Source organism: Pedobacter mendelii, from assembly GCF_014635725.1.
Taxonomy (GTDB): Bacteria; Bacteroidota; Bacteroidia; order Sphingobacteriales; family Sphingobacteriaceae; genus Pedobacter; species Pedobacter mendelii.
On record NZ_BMDJ01000005.1, the window covers coordinates 268,116 to 291,632 of the forward strand.

At 33.7% G+C, this 23,517-nt stretch carries 20 protein-coding genes; 10 read left to right on the forward strand and 10 right to left on the reverse strand.

Annotation, left to right across the window (positions count from 1 at the left end):
• Positions 1 to 1,131 carry an aminotransferase class I/II-fold pyridoxal phosphate-dependent enzyme gene (locus IEV50_RS11250; protein WP_188414204.1) on the forward strand — a complete coding sequence of 377 codons (1,131 nt, stop codon included), beginning with the start codon at positions 1 to 3 and terminating at the stop codon, positions 1,129 to 1,131.
• Positions 1,124 to 1,732 carry a dethiobiotin synthase gene (bioD, locus tag IEV50_RS11255; protein WP_188414206.1) on the forward strand — a complete coding sequence of 203 codons (609 nt, stop codon included), beginning with the start codon at positions 1,124 to 1,126 and terminating at the stop codon, positions 1,730 to 1,732. Before IEV50_RS11250 ends, bioD begins: the two co-directional genes overlap by 8 nt.
• On the opposite strand, the gene IEV50_RS11260 is transcribed toward bioD, so the two are convergent.
• The 7 genes from IEV50_RS11260 to IEV50_RS11290 form a co-directional block, all read right to left on the reverse strand.
• Positions 1,724 to 2,416: a GDSL-type esterase/lipase family protein gene (locus IEV50_RS11260; RefSeq protein ID WP_188414208.1), complete on the reverse strand. Its 693-nt coding sequence runs from the start codon at positions 2,414 to 2,416 to the stop codon at positions 1,724 to 1,726. The two genes, bioD and IEV50_RS11260, sit on opposite strands and share 9 nt — an antisense overlap.
• 24 nt (positions 2,417 to 2,440) lie before the next feature.
• Positions 2,441 to 3,340, reverse strand: a complete 900-nt coding sequence (locus tag IEV50_RS11265) for a glycerophosphodiester phosphodiesterase family protein (protein WP_188414211.1) — start codon at positions 3,338 to 3,340, stop codon at positions 2,441 to 2,443.
• 15 nt (positions 3,341 to 3,355) lie between these two features.
• The gene (locus IEV50_RS11270) at positions 3,356 to 4,765 is read right to left on the reverse strand and encodes a calcineurin-like phosphoesterase C-terminal domain-containing protein (RefSeq protein WP_188414212.1); all 1,410 of its coding nucleotides are present in this window, start codon (positions 4,763 to 4,765) and stop codon (positions 3,356 to 3,358) included.
• An 86-nt stretch (positions 4,766 to 4,851) separates the two neighbouring features.
• Entirely contained in the window at positions 4,852 to 6,360 is a 1,509-nt protein-coding gene (locus tag IEV50_RS11275; protein ID WP_188414214.1) for a DUF5689 domain-containing protein, read from the reverse strand.
• A gap of 17 nt (positions 6,361 to 6,377) precedes the next feature.
• Positions 6,378 to 7,946: a SusD/RagB family nutrient-binding outer membrane lipoprotein gene (locus IEV50_RS11280; protein ID WP_188414216.1), complete on the reverse strand. Its 1,569-nt coding sequence runs from the start codon at positions 7,944 to 7,946 to the stop codon at positions 6,378 to 6,380.
• Between the two features lie 11 nt (positions 7,947 to 7,957).
• Complete coding sequence (locus tag IEV50_RS11285; RefSeq protein ID WP_229746706.1) at positions 7,958 to 11,269, reverse strand: SusC/RagA family TonB-linked outer membrane protein; 3,312 nt, start codon at positions 11,267 to 11,269, stop codon at positions 7,958 to 7,960.
• A 453-nt stretch (positions 11,270 to 11,722) separates the two neighbouring features.
• Complete coding sequence (locus IEV50_RS11290; protein ID WP_188414218.1) at positions 11,723 to 12,946, reverse strand: sterol desaturase family protein; 1,224 nt, start codon at positions 12,944 to 12,946, stop codon at positions 11,723 to 11,725.
• A 158-nt stretch (positions 12,947 to 13,104) separates the two neighbouring features.
• Between IEV50_RS11290 and IEV50_RS11295 the strand changes: the two genes are divergently transcribed.
• From IEV50_RS11295 to IEV50_RS11315, 5 genes are all read left to right on the forward strand, one after another.
• Entirely contained in the window at positions 13,105 to 13,863 is a 759-nt protein-coding gene (locus IEV50_RS11295; RefSeq protein WP_188414220.1) for an ROK family protein, read from the forward strand.
• Positions 13,864 to 13,958: 95 nt separating this feature from the next.
• Positions 13,959 to 15,374, forward strand: a complete 1,416-nt coding sequence (gnd, locus tag IEV50_RS11300; protein WP_188414222.1) for an NADP-dependent phosphogluconate dehydrogenase — start codon at positions 13,959 to 13,961, stop codon at positions 15,372 to 15,374.
• 26 nt (positions 15,375 to 15,400) lie between these two features.
• The gene (zwf, locus tag IEV50_RS11305) at positions 15,401 to 16,915 is read left to right on the forward strand and encodes a glucose-6-phosphate dehydrogenase (RefSeq protein WP_188414225.1); all 1,515 of its coding nucleotides are present in this window, start codon (positions 15,401 to 15,403) and stop codon (positions 16,913 to 16,915) included.
• Positions 16,916 to 16,970: 55 nt separating this feature from the next.
• Positions 16,971 to 17,708, forward strand: a complete 738-nt coding sequence (gene pgl / locus IEV50_RS11310; RefSeq protein ID WP_188414227.1) for a 6-phosphogluconolactonase — start codon at positions 16,971 to 16,973, stop codon at positions 17,706 to 17,708.
• Complete coding sequence (locus IEV50_RS11315; RefSeq protein ID WP_188414229.1) at positions 17,701 to 18,057, forward strand: DUF5655 domain-containing protein; 357 nt, start codon at positions 17,701 to 17,703, stop codon at positions 18,055 to 18,057. Before pgl ends, IEV50_RS11315 begins: the two co-directional genes overlap by 8 nt.
• Here IEV50_RS11315 and IEV50_RS11320 read toward each other — a convergent pair.
• The 3 genes from IEV50_RS11320 to IEV50_RS11330 all read right to left on the reverse strand — a co-directional run bounded on the left by IEV50_RS11320 (position 18,054) and on the right by IEV50_RS11330 (position 21,713).
• Positions 18,054 to 18,935: a Ppx/GppA phosphatase family protein gene (locus tag IEV50_RS11320; protein ID WP_188414232.1), complete on the reverse strand. Its 882-nt coding sequence runs from the start codon at positions 18,933 to 18,935 to the stop codon at positions 18,054 to 18,056. The two genes, IEV50_RS11315 and IEV50_RS11320, sit on opposite strands and share 4 nt — an antisense overlap.
• Position 18,936: 1 nt before the next feature.
• Positions 18,937 to 20,994: a polyphosphate kinase 1 gene (gene ppk1 / locus IEV50_RS11325; protein ID WP_188414241.1), complete on the reverse strand. Its 2,058-nt coding sequence runs from the start codon at positions 20,992 to 20,994 to the stop codon at positions 18,937 to 18,939.
• Positions 20,995 to 21,092: 98 nt separating this feature from the next.
• Positions 21,093 to 21,713 (reverse strand): SPFH domain-containing protein, encoded by a 621-nt coding sequence (locus IEV50_RS11330; RefSeq protein WP_188414243.1) that lies wholly within the window; start codon positions 21,711 to 21,713, stop codon positions 21,093 to 21,095.
• A gap of 75 nt (positions 21,714 to 21,788) precedes the next feature.
• On the opposite strand from IEV50_RS11330, the gene IEV50_RS11335 reads away from it, so the two are divergent.
• The 3 genes from IEV50_RS11335 to IEV50_RS11345 all read left to right on the forward strand — a co-directional run bounded on the left by IEV50_RS11335 (position 21,789) and on the right by IEV50_RS11345 (position 23,477).
• Positions 21,789 to 22,280 carry a YajQ family cyclic di-GMP-binding protein gene (locus tag IEV50_RS11335; RefSeq protein ID WP_188414245.1) on the forward strand — a complete coding sequence of 164 codons (492 nt, stop codon included), beginning with the start codon at positions 21,789 to 21,791 and terminating at the stop codon, positions 22,278 to 22,280.
• Positions 22,281 to 22,367: 87 nt separating this feature from the next.
• Entirely contained in the window at positions 22,368 to 22,796 is a 429-nt protein-coding gene (locus tag IEV50_RS11340) for a GNAT family N-acetyltransferase (protein WP_188414247.1), read from the forward strand.
• Between the two features lie 87 nt (positions 22,797 to 22,883).
• A complete protein-coding gene (locus IEV50_RS11345) occupies positions 22,884 to 23,477 on the forward strand; it encodes a DUF4142 domain-containing protein (protein WP_188414249.1) in 594 nt (197 codons plus the stop codon).
• Positions 23,478 to 23,517: the final 40 nt, after the last annotated feature.

Sequence of the window (23,517 nt, forward strand, 5' to 3'; positions counted from 1 at the left end):
ATGAATAATGTAGAACAATTTATTACAGATAAGCTGAAGGCAAGAAAACAAGATCTTTCTATACGAAACTTAAGTACATGCTTCCCTCCTGTTGATTTTTGTTCAAATGATTATTTAGGTTTTGCTCTTTCGGTAGAGCTTAAAAAGCTTATTGAAGATTATCTTTACCAAGTAAATGATTATAAAAATGGCTCTGGTGGCTCGCGTTTATTAAGTGGCAATACTACTTATATAGAAGAAACTGAACAATACATTGCCGATTTTCATAAGGCTGAAAGTGGGTTGATTTTTAATTCAGGATATGATGCCAACGTTGGTTTACTTTCAAGCATGCCGCAGCGTGGTGATACAATTATTACAGATGAACTGATCCATGCAAGTTTAATTGATGGCTGCAGGTTAAGTTATGCAACTAGATATAAATTTCTTCACAACAATTTACAAGATTTAGAAAATAAACTAAAAATATCCAAAGGAAACACTTTTGTTGTGGTAGAAAGTGTATATTCTATGGATGGTGATTTAGCACCTTTATCTGAAATTTCATTGTTATGTGAAAAATATAATGCTGCGCTGATAATTGATGAAGCTCATGCAACGGGTATTTTTGGAGAACATGGCAAGGGTTTGGTTAACCAACTTAATTTAGAAAAGAAGGTTTTTGCAAGAATTATAACTTTTGGTAAAGCGCTTGGTACTCATGGAGCCATTATTTTGGGCAGTAAAAACCTTCGCCACTATTTAATAAATTTTGCTCGTTCATTTATTTACACAACCGCAGCTCCTATTCATAACATCATCTCAGTAAAGTGTGCATACCTACTAATAGGCAAAATAAATCCATCAACAATATTAAATAAGATTGAACTTTTCAGAAGTTTAGTTAAACAAAATGACATTACAGCCTTAGATAGCAAAAGTGCCATTCAGGGTGTTTTATTTTCATCGAATGTAGAAACTAAAAATGCTGCTTCTTTATTGCAGTTGAATGGATTTGATGTAAGGGCAATTTTAAGTCCAACAGTCTCCGTAGGAAAAGAGCGTTTGAGAATATGCCTTCACAGCTACAATACTGATGAAGAAATTATATTACTAGTTAAAAATTTAAAAAATATACAGAAAAATGGCTAAATATTTTGTTGCAGGAATTGGAACGGGAATTGGCAAAACTTTAGTTAGTGCAGTGCTTACTGAAAAACTTAATGCCGATTACTGGAAGCCAATTCAATCTGGTGACTTAGACGTTAGCGATAGCCTTACGATAAAAAATTTAATTAGCAATAAGAAAACATTTATTCATCCGGAAAGCTATCGCTTAACAAATCCTTTATCACCCCATTTATCAGCAAAGTTAGATAATGTAGAAATCAACCTTAACCAAATCAAAATACCTGCTACCGAAAATAATCTGATTATTGAAGGTGCCGGAGGCTTGATGGTTCCTTTAAATGAAAAGCAACTTTTGATAGATTTGATAAAAGATTTTAATATTGAAGTAATTCTAGCTTCTCAAAATTATTTAGGAAGCATAAACCACACATTACTTTCAATTAATCTACTTCAACAATATCAAATTAAAATCAAAGGTATAATTTTTAATGGCGATGAAAATCATGAAACGCAAAGCTATATTCTACAATATTCTAAAGTAAAATACCTAGGAAATATCCCTCAAATGGAAATTATAAATAAGGAAAGTGTTAAACAAGCTGGCAAATTTCTATCACTTTAAATAATCATTTGCCTTAAGATATTCGGCCCAAACTTTATAACCTTGTGGGATGAGGTGCAAACCATCTTTAGTGAGTTCGGCTTTTAAACGTTTGTTATCATCAACGAAAACTGGATATAAGTCTACAACAGTTACTTTTTTCGATTCGAACTTTCTGATTTCATCATTTAACCAAAGGATGTGATTATCCTTACCATAATGGTTTTTAAATTTTTCAAAGGTGCTGTTAACAGGTAAAAGCGTGGTGAAATAGATATGTGTTTTTTTCGACCCTTGATTAATCCTGCTGATCATTAATTTATAATTACGCAAAATTATGCTATCAGGGATATTTCTTGAGACATCATTTATACCAATTAAAATAAAGACTTTATCCGGTTTCCTATCAATAACCTCCTGTAATCTTTCTAAAACACCGAAGGTTATATCACCAGAAATACCTCTGTTTTTTGCCTGAGGTAAATTTAAAAGTTTAGCCCAATCGGTGCCTGCAGTAATGCTATTGCCTAAAAATATGAAATCTTTCTTCGATTTTGGGTCAGCCTTAAATTTTTCAACTTGCTCAACATATTTAGCAGGTCGATAAGTACTATCCCACTTTACAATTTGAGCATTAGTATTGGATAAACTTAGCGATACAGTTAAGCAGGTTAGTAAGAAGATTTTGTTAAGAAAAGGCTTCATATCTTATATTTTAGTTAAAGATAATTATTTTGATTGAACCAGTATATCAGGATAATCAGAAATAATACCATCTACGCCTAATGCTCTCAAAGCATTCATATCTTCTAACTTATTTGCTGTCCATGGGATAACTTTTACATTATCTGAATGTGCTTTTTTAATTAATTCTTCATTAACCATTTGCCAAACCGGACTTAAAATAAAAGGCTTATAACCTAAATCAGCAATGTTTTCTTCGTAAGTTTTCTTGTTTGCCACCAAAAATGAAGTTTTTACATTTGGATATTTCTCATGTATGATTTGAATAGTCCTTTTGTCGAAAGATTGGATAACAACATAGGGCATTATCTTTTTCTTTTCGATGATATCCATCAACAATTTAACAAAAATAGCAGGTTCAGGATTTACTATTCCATCACCTTTTGCATCGCATTTAGTTTCAATATTATAAAAGAATTGTTTTGTTTTATTAACTTTAATATCCTTTTGAACGGCATCAATTAAATCTTCAAGTAATGAAATATGGGTTTTAATTTTCTGCTGATGGGGAAATCCTTCTAATGGTTTTGTACCTAAATCAAAAGCTTTTACATCCTTATAATCCATTTGGAAAATTGGATATTTTTTGGAATCTGTGGCAGGAATTTCTTTTCCATCCGGCGTAAGCATAAAACCCGGACTTAAATAATCATCGTGGGTTACCACAACTTTACCATCTTTAGTAATATGCGTATCCATTTCAAGCGTTGTAATGCCATCAATTTTCATGGCGTTTTGCATAGCTAAGATGGTGTTTTCCGGCCATAAACCTCTCCCACCGCGATGAGCTTCGGCACTAAAAGCTGGGAATTTTGCAACCTGAGCATTTGCGTGAAATGTAATTGCAGTCATAAAAATCACAACTAAGTATTTTGAAATCTTCATAATTTATTTTTTAATTTAAGCAGTAAAATTAGCCTCAAATTTTTCACCAAATCTATCAGTTGCTACAACTTTTACCTTTTTAGTTGATGGTTCGAAATGTGCAACAAATAGATGATCAGTTTTACTTGGCTCCGGAAATGTTCTTCCCGTCGGCAAGGTATCACCCTTATATAAACTTACTGATAAGGGATCGTAACCTTTTTGCTGCTCTAAAATCCCCATGGCTTTACCATCCAGAAAATATTCTATTTTCCACATTGGATCCCAGTTCCAAACATTAGCAATTAGCCTTTTTTGGTTAGTCAATTCATCAACATAAATATGAATTTGTTCCTTTTTAGATAATCCAGTTGGCTGATAGAACCACTTCAATTCAGTTCCATTTACCTCATAAACGCCATAACCACGTGGAGTTCCATCTTCGCAGATTGGGCCAGTCCACCAGGCACCGCATACTGCACCATGATTATGTTCAAATATATTATCAGTAATTACATTTCTGTTGTAATGCGTATGGCCAGACATGATGTGAACATTCGAAAACCCATTTAAAATAGCATAAAAATCTGTATTGTTTTTTACAGCGTTATGTACCGGAATGTGAAGATTGATGATAAGCAAACCATCTTTTGCTACAAATTTTAAATCTTTTGCTAACCAATCTAATTGAGTCTGTGAAATAAATCCGTCATAATTTCTTTCGGTACCTAAATATCGAACATCATCTAAAACCACATAATGTGCTTTTCCACGATTAAATGAATAATATGTTGGACCATAGTGTTCCTGGAAAGTTTTGTCTGATGTCTCATCACCACCCATTCTGTAATCCATATCGTGATTTCCCAGAGCCTGGAAAAAAGGGATAGACATTTTAGCAACAGCTGTGTTATAATCTGTAAACAATTCGTGGTTATCCCAAACTATATCACCAACTGTAATTCCATGCACAGGAATTTTTGGATCCATCGATTTAATCATTTTAATGGTATCAGGAACTGAGGTTTCCATCATTTGGACTACATCCTTTTTATTTTTTACCTGAGGATCTGCCCAAATGATAAAATTATGCCGATTATCATTTTGCTTCAAAGCCATTAATTCGAAATTCAAATTAGTTTTACCAATTGCACTTTCATAGTGTTTAGCTATATGACTTTCGGTTTTAAACTCAAAACCCGAAGGCGTGCTAATCCATACAAACTTGGCTAGCGGATTTATTTCAATGATATAATTTCCTGATTTATCCGTTTGAACGACATTATAACCATCAGAGACTACAACATTAGCAACTCCTTTTCCTTTACTGGTTATTTTGCCAGAAACTTTATTATCTAACAGGCTGGTAAACGAAAACGATTTTAAACTTACGAAAAGTGTTGTTCCTAGTAAAGTTGATTTTTGAATAAATGATCTTCTATTCATTTTTTTGGCTGAAGGATGATTTGAATTGATTAAATAATAAGCTTGTCGAGTTTATTCGACAAGCTTAAAATAACATATGTTGTAATTTAATTAACTATTGTTGTAAAACCTGCTGGCGTTTCAATAACTGATAGCGGAGAAGTTGGCGTTAGCGTAATAAATTGAGCTACTCTGCCTGTACTCCATAATCCTGTTTTAGCATCGTAAACACCACCAAGGATGGTAAACATGCCTGTTGTACTTGGAAATCCGAATTTGCTTGTATTGGTGCCTGCACCATAAAATGCTACAGTTTTCCGATTTTGAATGGTGCTATATTTATCAGTATTTGTAATTCTATATCCCGCTTCTGGAGGCCCTGCAGAATAAACGGCGCCATTACCACCATACATAATTACATCTAATGGAACACTATTACCATCTACCTTAATACCTTCAAATACGGCAACACCAGCTACATTTCCACTATTTGCTAATAAATTAGCAGTTGCAGTACCAAAATCGACACTATTTACATTTGAATATTGTGTACTACTTATCCAAACCGCAGAACTAATATTCGTCGACCCAGCACCCCAAATGTTTTTAGTACCGCCAACATAACAGAACTGACCTTTTCTCACCGTACCAGAAGTAATGTTTATTTTGTAGGTTCTAACGCCACCTAAAGCCCAGCCAGTTGCTGGCGCAGCTAAAATACCTGCGTTATTACAAGTAACAATCGAATAAGGAGTTGCAGCAAAATCAATATCCCTTGTCGCTTTAAACTGGATGTATTCATAATTATTGTCAGCACCAGTTGGATCGGTTAAGTAACCTGTAATTACTAAGGCCGAAGGCTTAATTACTGCCAGCGGAAAAATATCATCAAAGGTTCGTGGCCAAACCTGCGGTCCAGTTGCTGTTGTAAAAACAATTCCGGTAAAATCTGCAAATTGGGTCAAATCTTGATTGGCAAAAGTGGCACCTGCTTCTGTATGCACAATAGCGGAACCAAAACCATCATTTATAGTTTTGTTACCGACTACTTTTTCACCCGTTGCTGGAACCGGATCTACATTTCCTTTGCTAATAGTAATCAATGTACTTTCGTAAAATTGCGGTCTGCTGGTTAATGAAGCAGTGTTAACAGCTCTGATTATTATATTTCTTCCAGTTGCTTTCTTCTCTATATTAGTTGGAGAAACGCCTGTTATTTGCAAAATTCCACTAATTCTCGTTAATGTAGAACCCGAAACTTTTACATGTACAGAATCACCAGGAATGTATTTTGAAGCCTCAGAACCAATATTAATTGCTATTCCTCGTAACGAATCAATTCCGCTACCAGCAATACGACTATTTTGAATTATCAATAAACCTGCAGGTGTATTACTACCAGTGTAATTAGAAATTACGACACCTTTAATAAAATCGGCACCACCTAGATTTTCGGTATTAAGAGATAAATCGGCGTTTTTAAAAAGCTTACGCAAATCGAAATTGGAAATGTAAGGGCTTACTGATACTTTAACATAATCAGATTCGCGTTTACATCCTAACCAAATGCTGCAAAATAAAATCAGCGCACTGGTATAAATAAGTATCTTTTTCATATTATTTTTAGATATGATTAAGGTTTTTGCCACCAAACTAATGTGTTAATATCATCTGCACCTTGTGAGGCAACAGCATTTTTATAACTAGTTGGGTTGGTTGATTGTGTAACTAAAGGGTAATTTAAACGAGCAGGCATTCTGCCACCATTTGCCAAGCCGGTTCCTTTCGGTAGAAAAGGATGACCCGTTCTACGATATTCAATCCACTGCTGTAAATCGACTAAGAACATAGCGTAATATTTTTGCAAATGGATTAATTGCATTTTACTTGCAGCATTATTCGTAGTATTTTCTAAAGGGAGATTGTTATTCCAGTTAATATCTGCTGCAACAACATAACTCGCTAAAGCAGGATCTGATACAGAGGTAAATCTTGTTGGCAACCAATAATTGATGGCATCAGCAATTCCTTTTAAATAATAACTTTCGCCAGTACCTGTAATCCATCCTTTAGCTGCTGCTTCTGCTAAAATGAAATCTACCTCCGCACAGTTCATTATTATGCCGGTGTTAGGATCCGTTTGCAAAGTAATGCCGGCATTTTGCGCATCTGAATAAAAATAAGATTGTTTGGTTATAGAAGTTCCCGCATCGTAGCCACTTGGTACACCAATTAATCCGGCTGGCCCAGGTGCAATTCCAAATCTACTTACCCCATTAACCCCGAAAGTTGTATTAACACGAGGATCAGCCCAATTTGCCAGGTTACCAAGAAAGAAACTTGTTATAGCAGGTGTCCTAAAATCAACAGCCCTTACACTTATCATAAATGGTGAAGAATACACAGCTGTACTGCTATTTGTACCATTCCACAATATTTTAGCGGTATGGGTATTGTTTTCCATTATAGGATAAGTTGCCTTATTGGTATCAGCTATTTCTTTAATTTTTGCAATAACCTGAGTACTAACATCGGCTTTGCCTGAAATACGCATTAACAATCTTAAATATAATGAATTGCCAAATCTACGCCACTTACTAATATCACCTTGATAAACTGGGTCGCTGCTTACAACTATAGATTTTCCTTCGGCTAATAACTTATTTGCTTCCTCAAGTTTGGTAAACAAATCCAGATAAATATCTTTTTGCTTATCAAATACCGGCTCGTAAACACCATCTTTTCCTTGATTGGCCTGAGTGTAAGGTACATCTCCATAAACATCGGTAAGCAATTGGAATATCCAAGCCTGTGCAATTAGTGAAATGCCTTTGTATGATGCATTTAATGATTCTGGTTTATTGGCTATCGTATAAATATCACGGAAATTAGTTAATTCCGGGTACCATGCATTCCAGGTGTAATCTGCCAAGTTTCGTCTTAAATCGTATCTAAAAACTTTTCCTTCCGAATCGCTAATATCAACAGTTACCTGCATCAACTCATTATTGAAATTTCGGTTTCGAACTAAGTTTGCACTTAATACATTAACTAAAGCTGGTGCCAAAAGCTGACTAGCATTAACAGAAGATTTACCTATTGGATCGGTATTTACTTCATTAAAATCTTTTTTGCAGGAGAATGTCGAAACGCTCACAACTGCTAATAATATATAGTTGGTTATTTTCTTTATCGTTTTCATATTTTACTCTTTTATAACCCCACAACTAAACGTACACCATAAGTTCTGGTAGATGGTAACTGCCCGGTTTCAAAACCCTGCACAATATCAGATCCTGATAAAGTACCGAATTCTGGATCGAAGGCCGGCCAAGGCGACCATATAAATAAATTACGCCCATAAGCACCAATGGTTACTTTTGTAAAACCAATTCGCTTTAAAAAATTTTGTCCGAATGCAAAGGTTACGTTAGCTTCTCTAAACTTTAAATAATCTGTACGAAAAACACTTCCTTCTGCTTGGTCTGAACCATAAAGCGATGTGTAAAAGCTTTCTAGATTTGTAGCAACCACATCATTTGGGCGGTAAGTTCCATTGGTATTTTGAACAACACCATCACCTATAACGCCATTGTATCGGCCAGGTAATGTCAAATCAAGCTTACCTAAGGAAGCCATTCTAGAGAACGTTAACGAATGCGCCACAGCACCAAGTTGAGCATCGAACAATCCATTTATGCTAACCCGTCCATAAGTTAATGTGGTACCGAAACTAAATCTGAATTTAGGCATAGTGTTACCCAAGTAAACCAGACTTGTTGATGTTTTGGCATTACCTGTAACTGCATCATAAACAATCTGACCATCTGGTGAACGCAAATATCCATTTCCATATAAATCGCCCATGCTACCACCAACATTTGCCACAATTTGGCCACCACCTAAAGCACCTGTTCTTAATACTACAGAACTATCGGCCAACTCAACAATTTTATTTCGGTTAGCAGAGAATGTTCCTGTTAATTCCCATTTAAATTTTCCGGCTTGTATTGGTGTTCCATTTACGGCCAACTCTATACCTCTGTTTTCTACTTTACCCACGTTAAATACAGCAACATTGTAACCTGTTGCTCTATCTACAATACGGCTTAAAATTTGATTTTTCGTGTTACCTAAATATGCAGCGAAATCAAAATTTAAACGGTTTTTAAATAAACGTAATTCCGTTCCAACCTCTATAGTTGTCGTTTTAAGTGGTTTTAAATTTGGGTTTGGTAATACCGTTGGATTAGACATTGCACTATCTGGATAAATCCCATTTGAAGCCAAATTATAATTGTAAGCCGTACGATAAGGTGTTGTACCACCGCTACCAACTTGCGAAACCGAAGCCCTTAATTTTAAGAAACTGATTTGAGATGGCAATTTCCAAAAATCTGAAAGAATAAATGAAGCACTTGCCGATGGATAGAAAAAGCCAACATTATCCGTTCTAAATGGTGTAGCCAAAGTACTGCTCCAATCCTGTCTACCGGTTAAATCAAGGTATAAATAATTTTTAAAGCTAAATGAAATTGCAGTGTAGAAACTATTAATTCTATACCGAGCTGTATCTGGTACAGAAACTAAAGGACTAGCATTATTGGTTAAGCTATAAACAGCAGGCACTACCAATCCATCAGCACGAAGTTCTGATTTACTGTATTGATTGCGCATTTGGCTACCACCAACATTGGCAGTCATTCTGAAAGATTCGGTTATTTTTTTATCATAACGCAATAAGAAATCAGCATTTACTTCGTAAGAATTAATATCCTGAATGCGGTAAGAACCTTGGGCAAATTTATTTCCGGCAGCATCCCATGGACGCTGCGTTTCACGAATATCGTGATTGTAATCTATCGATCCACGAACCAGCAAGCTAAGCTCATCAGTAAACTTATAATTGGCTTGTAAACTACTTAGAACACCATTTCTGCGTTGCTTATTTAGGTATTGCTCTGAAATGGCATACGGACTTTCAGGATTCGTTGTAGTAATGTTCACAAACTGCCTGTTTACTAATCCTGGTGCCCAATAATCTCGGTACCAATCTGTATTAACATTGGGTTGAGCAAACATGAACCAATACATTAAAGATTGATTGCCGTAACCTGTTGCAGGTAAATTATCGCTAAACCTATTATTATATGTTGCTTTAAAGGCAATATTTAATTTCTTGGTAACATCTGCATTGGCAGAAAATGAAGCTGATGTTCTTTCTAAACCTGTATTTGGAACAATCCAATCGTTATTGCCGTGACTTGCAGAAAAGCGCATTGCAACTTTTTTGTAAGCTCCATCTAAACTAATCGAGTTAGAGGATTCAAAACCGGTTTTAAAAAATGCATCAACCGGGTTTTCATAAGCCATCCATGGTGTTCTGGTTAAACCTCTTGTTTTGGTAACCGGGTCGTATTGATAAAACATACCACCATTGCTAAATGGAGCACCCCAGCTTGCACTTGTTCCGTTTGTACTTGGTCCATCTTCAGTTGTTCCGTAAGAGAAATATGAAACACCAAACTGACCTTGACCATATTGATTTTGCACAGCTGGCCCTCTGCTTATTTCCTCCCAGGTACTATTTGATGTGAATGTTATATTTAATTTCTTGCTGGTTTTGCTTCCTGATTTTGTAGTGATGATAACTGCACCATTTGCACCCCGCTGACCATAAAGTGCTGATGCACCAGGGCCTTTTAGTACGGTCACACTTTCTATATCATCAGGACTTAAGTCGTTTAATGCAGAACCAAAATCTGTAGGCAAAATATCTCCTGAAGTACCATAAACCCCACCTGAAGCCCCTGCTGTACGACGGGCAGAACTACTGGCTACTACCCCATCAATTACGATTAATGCTTCGTTATCGCCTGTTAGGTTATTCTCACCACGTAAAATAATTTTATTAGAAGCAGCCGGCCCGCTATTGCGAACTAAATTTAAACCGGCTACTTTTCCCGATAGTGCATCAGTCCAGTTGCTAGATACTGCATTTGTAAATGCACTACTATCTACTTTGGTAGTGGCATAACCTAATGATTTTTCTTCACGCTTAATACCTAAAGCCGTAACTACCACATCGTTTAATTGGCTTGAAGAAGATTTTAAACGGATAGCGATATTGTTCTCACTTTTATCAAAAACTCTACTAATGGCGGTGTATCCTAGCATATTAAAAACAACAGTAGTACCCTTCGGTACAGAAATTGAGTAGTTACCATCGTTGTTGGTTACACCTAATATTTTTTTATTAATATCAGTAATTGTTATTCCGATTAAAGGTTGGTTGTCATCTTCGTCTAAAACCGTTCCTTTTACAGTAATGCTTTGAGCAGGTTGCTGAGCGAATGCATTTTTAGCATATAATGGTAAAGCCAAAAATATCATTACAAAAACCTTAATCCAATTAACAGTGGGAATTAAATTTTTAATTTTCTTTCGATGATTATCAGGGTTGTTTTCATTTACTGGCCACACGCACTGAAATCCGAATTTCTGTTGGGTAGAAATTTTATTCATAGTTGTTTATATCCGGTTAGTATTATAGGAAATAGTTAAATTTTATTTTGTTCCGGAATACCGGCAAAATAACTCTGTCCATATTAAATCTATATTAACTAATCGTTAAAATTATGAAAGCAAGGCAAACATGATTTCGATTTATTATTTTTATATTGTTTAATATTTCGTTAAATAAAATTAGCAAAACAAATCGAAAGTAAAAACAATTTAAATCAGTCAATACACTGATTGATTAGTTTGGGATATTGATTAAACAAAATTGAAGCAAATTTTACTCAAAAGCATATATAGTATGCCCTTAAGGCACATTATAATGGTATAAAGGAATTTTATTAATGGATTTATTTTGCAGTAATAATGTTGTTACCACAAATTAAAAAATATAAATACGATTTGAGTATGCTTATGTAACAATAATACATTCATATCAAACCGAAAGGTAAAGAAACATTAACTGTTAATATTGTGGTGCTTTAAAACGTATTTTAAGTATAAATCACTTAATGAAAATGCTCTTTCCAAAAAGATTAAAAGCAATACGGGGATGATTAAAAATTCTAAAATATTAAATTCATAAAAAATATAACCAAAAACTAGAATTAGTCTGAAGCATTCTAGGTAGTAAATCCATTTACGTTGCTCCAATAAAGCTCCAATATTTATCAATGTTAATAGAAGAAAAATAGTAATTGCAATACTAGTACCATTCGAAATTGAGGTAAAAAACATAGTAATAAATGTTAATATTGCAACCACCAACACAAACTGAAAATTTAGATATCCTTTAAATTTAATTTCACTAGTATGGCCTTTTTCTTGAAAATATTTCTTTTCTAATTCAGGGCGGATATTTTGATTCATCAAAGCAGGGCTACCAAACAATGCATTCCATTTATCTTTGATTGTGTTCGCTCTTTTGTAAGCCTCTCTTATTTCCAAATAATAATGAAAATGCTGCCATAAGAAACTATAACTTTTAATAGGATGAGTTAAACCGTATTTTGGAGCCTCTTCTTCGCTTTGAAAAGTGCCAAAAATTTTATCCCAAAAAACAAAAACATCACCATAGTTTTTATCAAGATATTTATCATCAGAGGCATGATGAACACCATGAAGCGAAGGTGTAATAAACACATGCTCTAGCCAACCTATTTTTCCAATCAATTGCGTATGTGTAAAGAAAGAATATGCACCATGAACAAGTAGAATCGTAATTATCATATTTGGATGAAAACCAAGTAATGGTAATGCACACCAAAACACGTTTCTAAAAACCGCTTGTATAGTTGTAATTCTGGCAGCTGCCGATAGATTAAATTCTTCACTTTGATGATGTACAATATGAGCAGCCCAAAGAAAATTAATCTCATGTCCTAATCTATGGTACCAGTACCATACAAAATCGGTAGTAAGTAGTAACAATAGCCATATATACCATTTATTGGGGATATCAAACAAAGCATAATTTTGATAAACCCAATTGTAAACTTGATAGAAACTTGCTGCTATGAATAAATTCAGCAATCTTTCGGCAATTCCTACACTAAAATTAGCAATAGAGCTTTCATATTTAAATACATCTGATCTATTTCTATTCTGTGCAAATTTATACTCTACAAATACGAAAAGGAAAAAAGCAGGAATAGCAAATGCAAGGTAATTTATATCAGTCATAGCAAATTTTATTAGGATAGCGGGGCAAATTTAAAAATATTCTATTAAATACATAGATTATATAGTTTAAATTATTACACATTTATTACTTCCATATTCATTTTGTGTTTGTTGTTTTAATTTATTTGTAGAACTTCGATCCTTTAAAAAGTATAATTATGGCAACAAAGAAACAAGCTGAAAATACCAATGTTTTATCAATAGATATTGGCGGTACTAGTATTAAGACGGTTCTTTTAGATGAAGATGGTAACATGCTATCTGAATATTTAAAGTTAAAAACGCCAGAAGGTGCAACACCAAAAGATATTGTTTCAGGAATTGTTGAGTTGATAAAGCCTTTTCCGCTAACTTATGATAGAGTTTCGGTAGGATTTCCAGGTTATGTTAAAAATGGTATAGTTAAGACCGCACCAAATCTTGCTAAAAATAAATGGGAAGATATTGATTTAGGCCAACGTATTGCTGATGCTTTAGATAAATCTGTTCGTTTGGTAAATGATGCAGACCAACAAGGCTTGGGTGTTGTAGCGGGTAAAGGCTTTGAAATTGTATTCACCGTTGGTACAGGTTTCGGAACAGCACTTTTATTTGATGGCGTTTTACTTCCACATTTAGAACTAGCACACTTCCCTATTAGTAAAGAGGAAGATTACGATGACTACATTGGCAATAAGACCTATGAAAAAATTGGTTCTGAACGCTGGAATAAGCGTTTAAAGAAAGTTATTGAAATTTATAAAACAGTATTTAATTACGACACCTTATATATTGGTGGCGGAAATTCAAAACAAATTGATTTTAAATTGGAAGATAACATTAAAGTGGTTTCGAACAGAGATGGAATTAAAGGTGGTGCAAAACTTTGGAAACTATCTGATGGGAACAACATAACAACCATTAAACCAAAAAAATAGACTTATCATTGGCATTTTATTACAATGATTTAACACCCTACAGTGATATATTAATTTGTAAATCCTAATTTTGGATGTACATTAAAAAACAAAAAATGGCAAATAACGATTCGAATCAATATAAATTGGGGATGATTGGTTTAGGCACAATGGGTCGCAACCTTTTATTAAACATGGCTGATAAAGGCTTTTCAGTAACAGGTTATGATAAAGATCATAAAATGATTGCAAAGCTCGAAGAAGAAGGCAAAAATCATAATCTTAAAGGTTTTGATAATATAAATGATTTTATTAACAGCCTTGCAACCCCGAGAACTTTAGTAATGTTAGTCCCTGCAGGTCCTATTGTTGATAGCGTTATTGCCGAATTGAAGCCGCTTTTAAGCAAAGGTGATATTATAATCGATAGTGGAAATTCACATTTTACAGATACAAATCGTAGAGTTGATGAGTTAGAAAAAGATGGTTTACACTTCTTTGGAATGGGAATTTCGGGTGGCGAAGAAGGTGCACGATTTGGCCCAAGTATGATGCCTGGTGGCGATAAACAGGCATACAATGTTGTAAAAGATATTTTTGATGCAATTGCCGCAAAGGTTAATAACGATCCTTGCGTAACTTATATTGGTCCTGGTGCTTCAGGCCACTTCGTTAAAATGGTACATAATGGTATTGAATATGCCATTATGGAACTTATTGCTGAAGTTTATGGAATCCTTAAAAATGGACTTGGTTATTCTAATGATGATATTTACAAAGTATTTAAAAAATGGAATGATGGCAAACTGCAATCTTTCCTTTTAGAAATTACCACAGAGATTTTTGTTTTTAAAGATGGTGATACAAATATTGATTTATTAGACCAGATTAAAGATGAAGCTCGCTCTAAAGGAACTGGAAAATGGACTTCAGAAGTTTCTATGGAATTACAATTACCAATTCCAACAATTAATGAAGCTGTTTCTAACCGAGATTTATCAAAATTTAAGCAATTAAGGGTTTCCCTTGAAGATGCATTCGGTAAAAAAGATACTAAAATTGAGGTTACAATTGAAGAATTAGAAAATGCATTTTATTTCTCCATGATAAGTGCTTATGCACAAGGAATGCATTTATTGGTTCAGGCTTCAAAAGAATATCAATATGATTTAAAATTGCAGGAAATTGCCAAAATATGGCGTGGTGGCTGTATTATCAGAGCTAAATTTTTGGAAGATATTTATCAAGCTTACGAAAAAAATAATAGTCTTGAGCATCTTTTCGGAGATTCAGGCATTCAAAAAATTATTACAAGCACATTAAGTGGCATACGCAAAACAGTTTCAGCATGTGTAAATGCTGGCTTAGGAATACCAGCTTTTGCTTCTACCCTAACCTATTTTGATACCATTACCACAGGTCGCATGCCATCGAACTTAATTCAGGCGCAAAGAGATTTCTTTGGTGCGCACACTTTCGAACGCATTGATCAGGAAGGCGTATTCCATGCCGATTGGAATAAATTATCGTAAATAAATCGATTTTTAAAAAAAAATAAATGAAATCAAATACCGCATTAAATCCAACAATATTTGTAATATTTGGAGGTACAGGCGATTTAAATAAACGTAAGCTTGCTCCTGCACTTTACAACCTATTTGTTGAAGGCTATATGCCAGAAAAATTTGCTATTATTGGTACTGGAAGAACAGAATTTACTGACGAAAGCTACAAATCAGCCTTGGAAGGCGCTGTAAATGAATTTTCTCGTTCAGGCAAGGTTAAAAAAGAAAAATGGGCGGATTTTGGAAATACTATTCATTATTGCCCAACAGATTTTGCTCAACCTAAAACTTTCGAAAACTTAAAAGCTGCAGTAGAAAAATATCAAAAAGAATACGGAGCCAATACACAAGTTATTTTCTACCTAGCCGTTGCGCCAAACTTTTTCCCAATTATTGCAGAATGTTTGCAAAAATATAAGCTAACACAAAACGAAGATAATAGTCGTATTGTAATTGAGAAACCTTTCGGACATGATTTAGAATCTGCTAAAGAGTTAAATAAACTTTTAAGCACAATCTTCACAGAGAAACAAATTTATCGTATAGATCATTATTTAGGTAAAGAAACCGTTCAAAATATGATGGCCTTCCGTTTCGCAAATTCATTATTCGAACCTTTATGGAATAGATCTTATATCGACCACGTTCAAATATCGGTTACCGAGCAATTAGGTGTCCAAGATCGTGGAGGTTATTATGAAGGTGCTGGTGCACTAAGAGATATGATTCAAAATCATTTATTGCAGTTGCTTTGCTTAATTGGCATGGAAGCACCAATAACTTTTGATGCTGATGAAATCAGGAATAGAAAAGTTGAAGTCTTAAAAGCAATGCGACCTTTTTCTTCAGAAGATATTCGTTTTGGAACCGTTCGCGGCCAATACAGTAAAGGTTGGGTTGAAGGTAAAGAAGTACCGGGATATCGCCAGGAAAAAGGTGTTGATAAACACTCAAATACAGAAACATTTGCTGCAGTTAAATTCCATATTGATAATTGGAGATGGCAGGGAATTCCTTTCTATCTAAGAACAGGCAAAAGATTAAATCAAACTTCATCATTAATTACCATTCAATTCAGAGACGTACCTCACCAGATATTTTCATCTGATGTGACTGAAAATTGGGTACAAAACAGATTGGTAATTAGCATACAGCCGGAAATGAGTATCCGTTTACAAGTACAGGCAAAAAGACCTGGTTTAGATATGGTATTAAATCCTGTTGACATGGTTTTTGATTACAAGGGTACTTATGATGGTGATACACCAGAAGCTTACGAAACTTTATTGCTTGATACCATGATGGGCGATCAAACTTTATTTATGCGTGGCGACCAGGTAGAAACAGCCTGGGAATTGGTTATGCCAATTTTAAATACTTGGGAAAGTAAAAAATCAATTAACTTCCCTAACTACCCTGCAGATAGCTGGGGACCTGAAGAAGCTGAAGCACTAATTGCAAGAGATGGTTTTCACTGGTTTAATTTGCCGTTGAAGAATAAAGAATAATTAAACTTTTATCGTTATGGCTTCGTACCTAGCAATTACGATTAATTAAAAAAAAATGAATCTACTAATTTACAAAACGCTCGAAGAATTAAATCAAGATTTGGCTGATTATGTTATCAAAATTGCAGAAATGGCAATTGAAGATAACGATCGTTTTAACTTCGTTTTAACTGGAGGTAATTCTCCAAAAGAGTTATACAAAATTTTATCAACCAATTGTAAAGATAGAATTGATTGGGAGAAAGTTTATTTCTTTTTTGGTGATGAGCGTAATGTTCCGTCGGATGATGAAAATTACAATGGTTTAATGGCAAAGAAAAATTTCTTTGATAACTTAAACGTTGCCGCTGATCATATCTTTTATGTTGACACAACATTAGCACCAGAAAAGGCAGCTATAGAATACAAAAAAGCTATAGATGAACATTTTAAAGGCAATGATATTGTTTTTGATTTAATTTTGCTAGGTATGGGTGATGATGCACATACAGCTTCAATTTTCCCGCATACAACATTAGTTAAAAACCAACAAGTTGATGTAGACTCTGTTTTTGTAGAAAAATTAAACACTTATCGCATCAGCTTAACAGCACCATTAATAAACAAAGCTGAAAATGTAGCATTTATTGCCTTTGGAGAGAATAAAGCAGAAGCTTTAAAGCATGTTATTGGCGATGAAAAAAAGAATTTTGATACTTACCCTGCGCAATTAATTAACCCGGTTGATGGAAAATTAACCTGGTTTGTTGACGAAGCTGCAGTAAAATTACTTAAGAATAAAAAATATGTCTAAAATGCAAATAACAGACTTTTTAAATAAAAAAACGGACTATACTCTTGAGTTATTCCTTTTTTTTATTGATGAATTTAATGAGATTGGTGAGGTAGAATTGCGTCCCTTAAAATCGATGATAGCAATACAAAGCAATCATAATTTGGCTTACATCACTCAGCTTGGGGAAAACTTTGTTCACATTGTATTTCCTTTCAATCAGCCTTTTAATGATAATTTCTGCTTTACTAAAATAGCACAGGTTCCTGGTATAAGTCAATATAATCACCATCTACGTCTTTATTATAAAGAAGATATAAATGATGAAGTTAGAAGTTTTATGAAGATGGCTTATCAAGCTAAAAACTAATCAAGTTTTTCTTCAATAAGTAATTTGATAATCCCGTCAGCCATACCAACTTTTGGCACGTAAATCTGCTTTATTCCGGTCCACTTCATCAATGTTAAATAAATCTCGCAAGCTGGGATAATAACATCTGCCCTATCGGGATTTAAACCTAAAACATGAATACGTTCTTTTAAAGAATAACTCGTTAATTTATTATATAAAGAATTTAACTTCTGTAATGACATTGGTGCATTTTCTTTCTCATCAGCCATGCGGAAAAGCTTGTTAATATTACCACCGGTTCCAATACCTGCCAGGCTTTTATAAGCTTTTGTATTATCCTTAACCCAGGTTTTCATTTCTTCCCATGTTTCTTCTTTATCCTGATTATCAAGCATTCGTATAGTACCAATATTGAAAGATTTGGATGCTTCGGGTGCTCCGTTAACAAAAACAGAAAGCTCAGTACTACCGCCACCAACATCTATGTATAAATATGTTTTACTTTGATCTAAATCCTGTTCAATGTGGTTTGCATAAATGATATTCGCCTCCCTTTGACCTTCAATAATTTCTAACGTAAGGTTAGTTTCATCCTTAATTAGCTTAACAATTTCTTCTCCATTTTCAGCCTCACGCATAGCAGATGTTGCGCAAGCTAAGTATTCTGTAACGTGGTAAACATCCATTAAATTTTTAAAAGCAGTCATCGTTTTAACCAAATCACCAACTTTTTTAGGAGATATTTTTTGGTCTAAGAACGCATCATCGCCCAAACGCAAAGGCACACGAATAAGGGTATTTTTTTTATACTTGTATAAACCATCTTGTTTACTAATATCTGCGATAAGTAACCTAACCGCGTTTGAGCCGATATCTATTGCTGCGTATCTTAACATGTTATTGATGCTTGGTTTTCAAATAATTATAAATATCTACTTGTGCCCTGGTTTTTTTAGTTAATCTGTTTTTATGATATTTATTATTATTCAATGCATTAATTTGCCTAGCTTTTGTATTATCCTGAAGCTGCAAATCAATCATATCCTGAATTTCCTGCTTAACATCAGGATCTAAAACCGGAAAACCAACTTCAACCCGATGCTCAAAATTCCTGCTCATTAAATCAGCAGAAGATAGATACATATCGTTTTTACCGTTATTGCTAAAAATATAAACCCTAGCGTGTTCTAAAAACTTATCAATAATACTAATTGCTGTAATATTTTCACTAAAACCCTTAACACCAGGCACTAAGCAACAAATGCCACGAATAATTAATTGTATTTTTACGCCTGCATTACTTGCTTCATATAATTTGGTTATAATACCTTCATCAGCTAAGCTATTAACTTTTAACAGAATATAGGCTAGTTTTCCTGCCTTGGCATTTCTAATTTCTCGGTTTATAAAATTGGTAAGTTTAGACCTGCTTTCTAAAGGAGATACGATTAAATGTTTGAAACCTTTAGTTACCGTTCTTTTACTTAAGGCATCAAAAAGTTTAACTAAATCGTTGGTAATTTCTTTTTTAGATGTAAAAATACTATGATCGCAATATAAACCAGCTGTTTTTTCGTTGAAATTTCCTGTTGCTAAGTTGGCATAATAAACAGGCTTTTCTTTTTCAATTCGTTTAATCAAACAAATTTTAGAGTGAACTTTATAATCTGTTAAACCATAATTAACCTTTACACCTTCTTCCATTAACCTGCTTGTCCAGAAAATATTAGCCTGTTCATCAAATCTAGCTTTCAATTCTAATAAAACAGATACATTTTTGCCGTTTTTAGCTGCATTTATTAAAGCGTTTATAACTTTAGAATTTTCTGCAAGGCGATATAAAGTAATTTGAATATCAGTAACTTTTGGATCAATTGCTGCCTCACGAAGGAAGAGAATGATGTAATCATAAGATTGATAAGGTAGATTTACCAAATAATCTCTGTTTGCAATTTTAGCAAATACACTTTCCGTCCGATGCAAATTGTGAACCTTTAATGGCACATTTGGTGCATATTCTAATTCCTTTTTTCCAACATTAGGAAAAGCAATAAAATCTCCAAATTTATGATAACGATTGCCTGGAATTAAACTTTCTGCTTCGAGCTTTAATTTATTTACTAAAACTGTAAGCATATTTAGCGGCATTGCCGAATCATAAAGCAAACGCATCGGTTTACCTTTTTTACGCTTTTCTAAACTGCTTTTTAAGTCTTCAATAAATTTATCGTTAATATTTTTATCAATATCCAATTCTGCATCGCGAGTAAGCTGAATAGAATAAGCCTCTAAATTATCGTAGGTAAAAACATAAAAAATATCATCAAGGCAATACCTGATAATATCTTCAGCAAGAATAATAAACTTTAAATCATTAGTTTCTGGGAGTACAAGAAAACGTGATAAATTAGGTGGTATTTCGATTAAGGCATATTTCTCTCTTATTTTTGTATCCTTTTTAGATAGCTTAACGAAAAAGTACAAAAATCTATCCCTTAACTCTGGAAATGGTTTATCCATATCGAGCATAATGGGTACTACGTTCGATAAAATTTTGTCTCTGAAATGATTTTTAACAAACTCACCCCTACTTACATTCAATTGAGTATCATTTAAAATGAAGATTCTATTTTGAGCGAGTTCGTTAATTAGCGTTGCCTGGAAAAGTTGATCAAATTTTCGTTCTTGTTTTACTACAATATTTTTAATCTCATTAAGGATTTTTTTAGGATTAAAACCTAAAAGTGCCTTTGCTTTTTCATTAAGGTTGGTTAGCCTTGTCATAGTTGCTACCCTAACCCTATAAAACTCTTCCAGATTTGAAGAAAATATAGATAAAAATTTTATGCGCTCAATTAATGGAACAGTTTCGTCGGCTGCTTCCTGAAGTACGCGTTCATTAAAATATAACCAGCTGATTTCTCGATTTAAAAAAGGTATCTTCTTCTTGCTCATTTAAAAAAGTAAAAAATCCCTGCAAAGCAGGGAAGCTCAAAACTGCAAATTAATTTGTTAAGTCGATGTTAATTCGTTACGATATTAATGTTAACAAATTATTTAGTCGTTGTAGTTTTGGTTATTTTTTTTACCGCAGGTGTTGCTTTTTTTGCAACAGTCGAAGCAGTTTTTGTAACAACAGCTTTGGCTGGTGCAGCTTTAGTTTCAATAGCCTCAATGGCCTTCGTTGCAGCCTTTTTAACTGGAGCAGTTTTAGCAGCTGCAGAAACTACATTTTTTTTAACTTCATTAGCAGCCTTCTTCACGTCAATAACTGTTTTAGTTATTGCTTTTTCTGCTTTTTCTTCAGTAGCAATTGTACCTACCTTTACACTCTGAACTACTGGTTTAGCTTTTGATACCGCTTTTTTAACAACTTTCTCTGCTTTGGCAGCAGCTTTAGAAATAGGCTTTTTTAGCTCTTCTTTTACTTTTTTATTAGATTTTACGAGCTCCTCTATCTTATGTCCAACATCTGCTTTTATAACGGTGAACTTTTTCGTTAGTTTTTTAGCCACACGCTTACTCGCTTTTCCTACTTCTGCACTAATCTCAGAAACATCGTGACCTAAACTTTTTATTACTTCTAAAAATTTATCAGTTATAGATTCTTCTAACTGTTTCTTAACTTCTTTTTTAGTTGTTTTTTTTAGCGACTTTGGTTTAGTGGTTTTCATATTATTTTTCGTTTTTTTGTGGTGTAAGATAATTTCAATTAAATCTACTTATTTTTTTACTTTAAAGCTAAAACCATGCCTTCTTTTGATATAGTAAGTAAAGTTGATGCGCAAACTTTAGATAATGCGATTAACAACGCCAAAAAAGAAATTTTAAACCGTTTCGATTTTAATGGCTCAAAAAGCACCATCGATTTGGATAAAAAAACCAATGTTGTAACCATTGTTACTGAAGATGATATGCGTTTAAAAGCAATCGAAGGTTCTATAATTTCAAGAATGATGAAACAGAATTTAGACCCAAAAAGTTTAGATTTTGGCGACGAACATCAAGCATCAGGTAATATGATTCGTAAAGAAATTACCATTAAGGAAGGTTTGGATAAAGAAGCTGCTAAAAAAGTGGTTGCAAAAATTAAAGCAAGTGGTTTAAAAGTACAAGCATCAATAATGGATGACCAGGTTAGGGTTACTGCAAAAAAAATTGATGATTTACAGGCCGTCATCAGTTTTTGCAGAGGTGAAGATTTCGGACAACCACTACAATACATCAATATGCGTAATTAATTTTAAAGGTTAGTTGGTTAAGGGGTTAGTTGTTTTTTATTATCTGCAATTCACTCATGCTATCATTCAAATTCAATCATTATTAACATGGAAATAAGTGAAAACGGATTTATATTCTCTGATAATAAGAACCTTATAAAAACAGGTGCTGTTCATTATTATTTAAGCACTGAATCTTATTGGGCAAAAAACATCCCGTTAAAAACGGTAGCAAAATCTATTAAAAATTCGCTTTGCTTTGGTATTTATAAAAACAATAACCAAGTAGGTTTCGCCCGTTGGGTAACCGATAAAGCAACTTTTGCTTATTTATGTGATGTTTATGTAGAACAAGAATATCGTGGATTGGGTTTATCTAAAAAACTGATTTCTTTTATGATTTTTCACCCTGATTTGCAAGGATTGAGACGTTACCAATTAGCAACTTTAGATGCTCATGAATTGTATCGTCAATTCGGCTTTACAGAATTAAAAAATCCAGAAAGGCAAATGGCGATTGTAATAGAAAATATCTAAACCTCCAAAAGCAATTAAAGTTAAGTTTTATGAGAAAAAAACCTTTTGCAAACTTTCTTGTTTTCTAATCAATAAAATAAAAAACAAATGAAAAAAATATTTTTAGGTTTAGCCATTTATGCAACAATTACTTTTCAGTCATGTCAAAGTGCAGATAAGAAATCATCAACAATGAAAGATAGTGTTTCTGGCGATACCACAATGGTTAATGGAAATCACGTTACAGGAGCCGAAAGTACAGAATCATCCGTTGATGAAGAAGGTGCAACATTTTTGAAGAAAGCCGTTGTTGGTGGAATTATTCAAATTGAAGCTGCAAAAATTGCTATTGAAAATGCAAAAAGTACTGAAGTTAAAAACTTCGCGCAACAAATGTTAACTGACCATGTTAAGGCTTTAAAAGAAATAAAAGATTTAGCAATTAAAAAGAAAATTATTACGCCTGATGCATTACCAGCAGAGGAACAAATACATATTGATGCAATGAAAAAAATTACAGGTAGTGAATTCGACAAACATTATATTGATATGATGGTTAACGATCACGATAAGGTAGTTACGATATTTAAACAAGGTGAACAAAACAAAGATTCTGATTTAAAGAAATTGGCTAATAAAACTTTATCAGTAATTGAAGGCCATACTGAAAAAGCAAAGGAAATAGCACTAAAGATTAAATAAAAAATAAGAAAATAATAGAAAGCAGAATTCAATTAAAACG

What these genes read in the sequence shown, in the direction of transcription:
- IEV50_RS11250 (WP_188414204.1), top strand. Translation starts at nt 1, where the DNA reads ATGAATAATGTAGAACAATTTATTACAGATAAGCTGAAGGCAAGAAAA.
- bioD (WP_188414206.1), top strand. Translation starts at nt 1,124, where the DNA reads ATGGCTAAATATTTTGTTGCAGGAATTGGAACGGGAATTGGCAAAACT.
- IEV50_RS11260 (WP_188414208.1), bottom strand. Translation starts at nt 2,416, where the DNA reads ATGAAGCCTTTTCTTAACAAAATCTTCTTACTAACCTGCTTAACTGTA.
- IEV50_RS11265 (WP_188414211.1), bottom strand. Translation starts at nt 3,340, where the DNA reads ATGAAGATTTCAAAATACTTAGTTGTGATTTTTATGACTGCAATTACA.
- IEV50_RS11270 (WP_188414212.1), bottom strand. Translation starts at nt 4,765, where the DNA reads ATGAATAGAAGATCATTTATTCAAAAATCAACTTTACTAGGAACAACA.
- IEV50_RS11275 (WP_188414214.1), bottom strand. Translation starts at nt 6,360, where the DNA reads ATGAAAAAGATACTTATTTATACCAGTGCGCTGATTTTATTTTGCAGC.
- IEV50_RS11280 (WP_188414216.1), bottom strand. Translation starts at nt 7,946, where the DNA reads ATGAAAACGATAAAGAAAATAACCAACTATATATTATTAGCAGTTGTG.
- IEV50_RS11285 (WP_229746706.1), bottom strand. Translation starts at nt 11,269, where the DNA reads ATGAATAAAATTTCTACCCAACAGAAATTCGGATTTCAGTGCGTGTGG.
- IEV50_RS11290 (WP_188414218.1), bottom strand. Translation starts at nt 12,946, where the DNA reads ATGACTGATATAAATTACCTTGCATTTGCTATTCCTGCTTTTTTCCTT.
- IEV50_RS11295 (WP_188414220.1), top strand. Translation starts at nt 13,105, where the DNA reads ATGGCAACAAAGAAACAAGCTGAAAATACCAATGTTTTATCAATAGAT.
- gnd (WP_188414222.1), top strand. Translation starts at nt 13,959, where the DNA reads ATGGCAAATAACGATTCGAATCAATATAAATTGGGGATGATTGGTTTA.
- zwf (WP_188414225.1), top strand. Translation starts at nt 15,401, where the DNA reads ATGAAATCAAATACCGCATTAAATCCAACAATATTTGTAATATTTGGA.
- pgl (WP_188414227.1), top strand. Translation starts at nt 16,971, where the DNA reads ATGAATCTACTAATTTACAAAACGCTCGAAGAATTAAATCAAGATTTG.
- IEV50_RS11315 (WP_188414229.1), top strand. Translation starts at nt 17,701, where the DNA reads ATGTCTAAAATGCAAATAACAGACTTTTTAAATAAAAAAACGGACTAT.
- IEV50_RS11320 (WP_188414232.1), bottom strand. Translation starts at nt 18,935, where the DNA reads ATGTTAAGATACGCAGCAATAGATATCGGCTCAAACGCGGTTAGGTTA.
- ppk1 (WP_188414241.1), bottom strand. Translation starts at nt 20,994, where the DNA reads ATGAGCAAGAAGAAGATACCTTTTTTAAATCGAGAAATCAGCTGGTTA.
- IEV50_RS11330 (WP_188414243.1), bottom strand. Translation starts at nt 21,713, where the DNA reads ATGAAAACCACTAAACCAAAGTCGCTAAAAAAAACAACTAAAAAAGAA.
- IEV50_RS11335 (WP_188414245.1), top strand. Translation starts at nt 21,789, where the DNA reads ATGCCTTCTTTTGATATAGTAAGTAAAGTTGATGCGCAAACTTTAGAT.
- IEV50_RS11340 (WP_188414247.1), top strand. Translation starts at nt 22,368, where the DNA reads ATGGAAATAAGTGAAAACGGATTTATATTCTCTGATAATAAGAACCTT.
- IEV50_RS11345 (WP_188414249.1), top strand. Translation starts at nt 22,884, where the DNA reads ATGAAAAAAATATTTTTAGGTTTAGCCATTTATGCAACAATTACTTTT.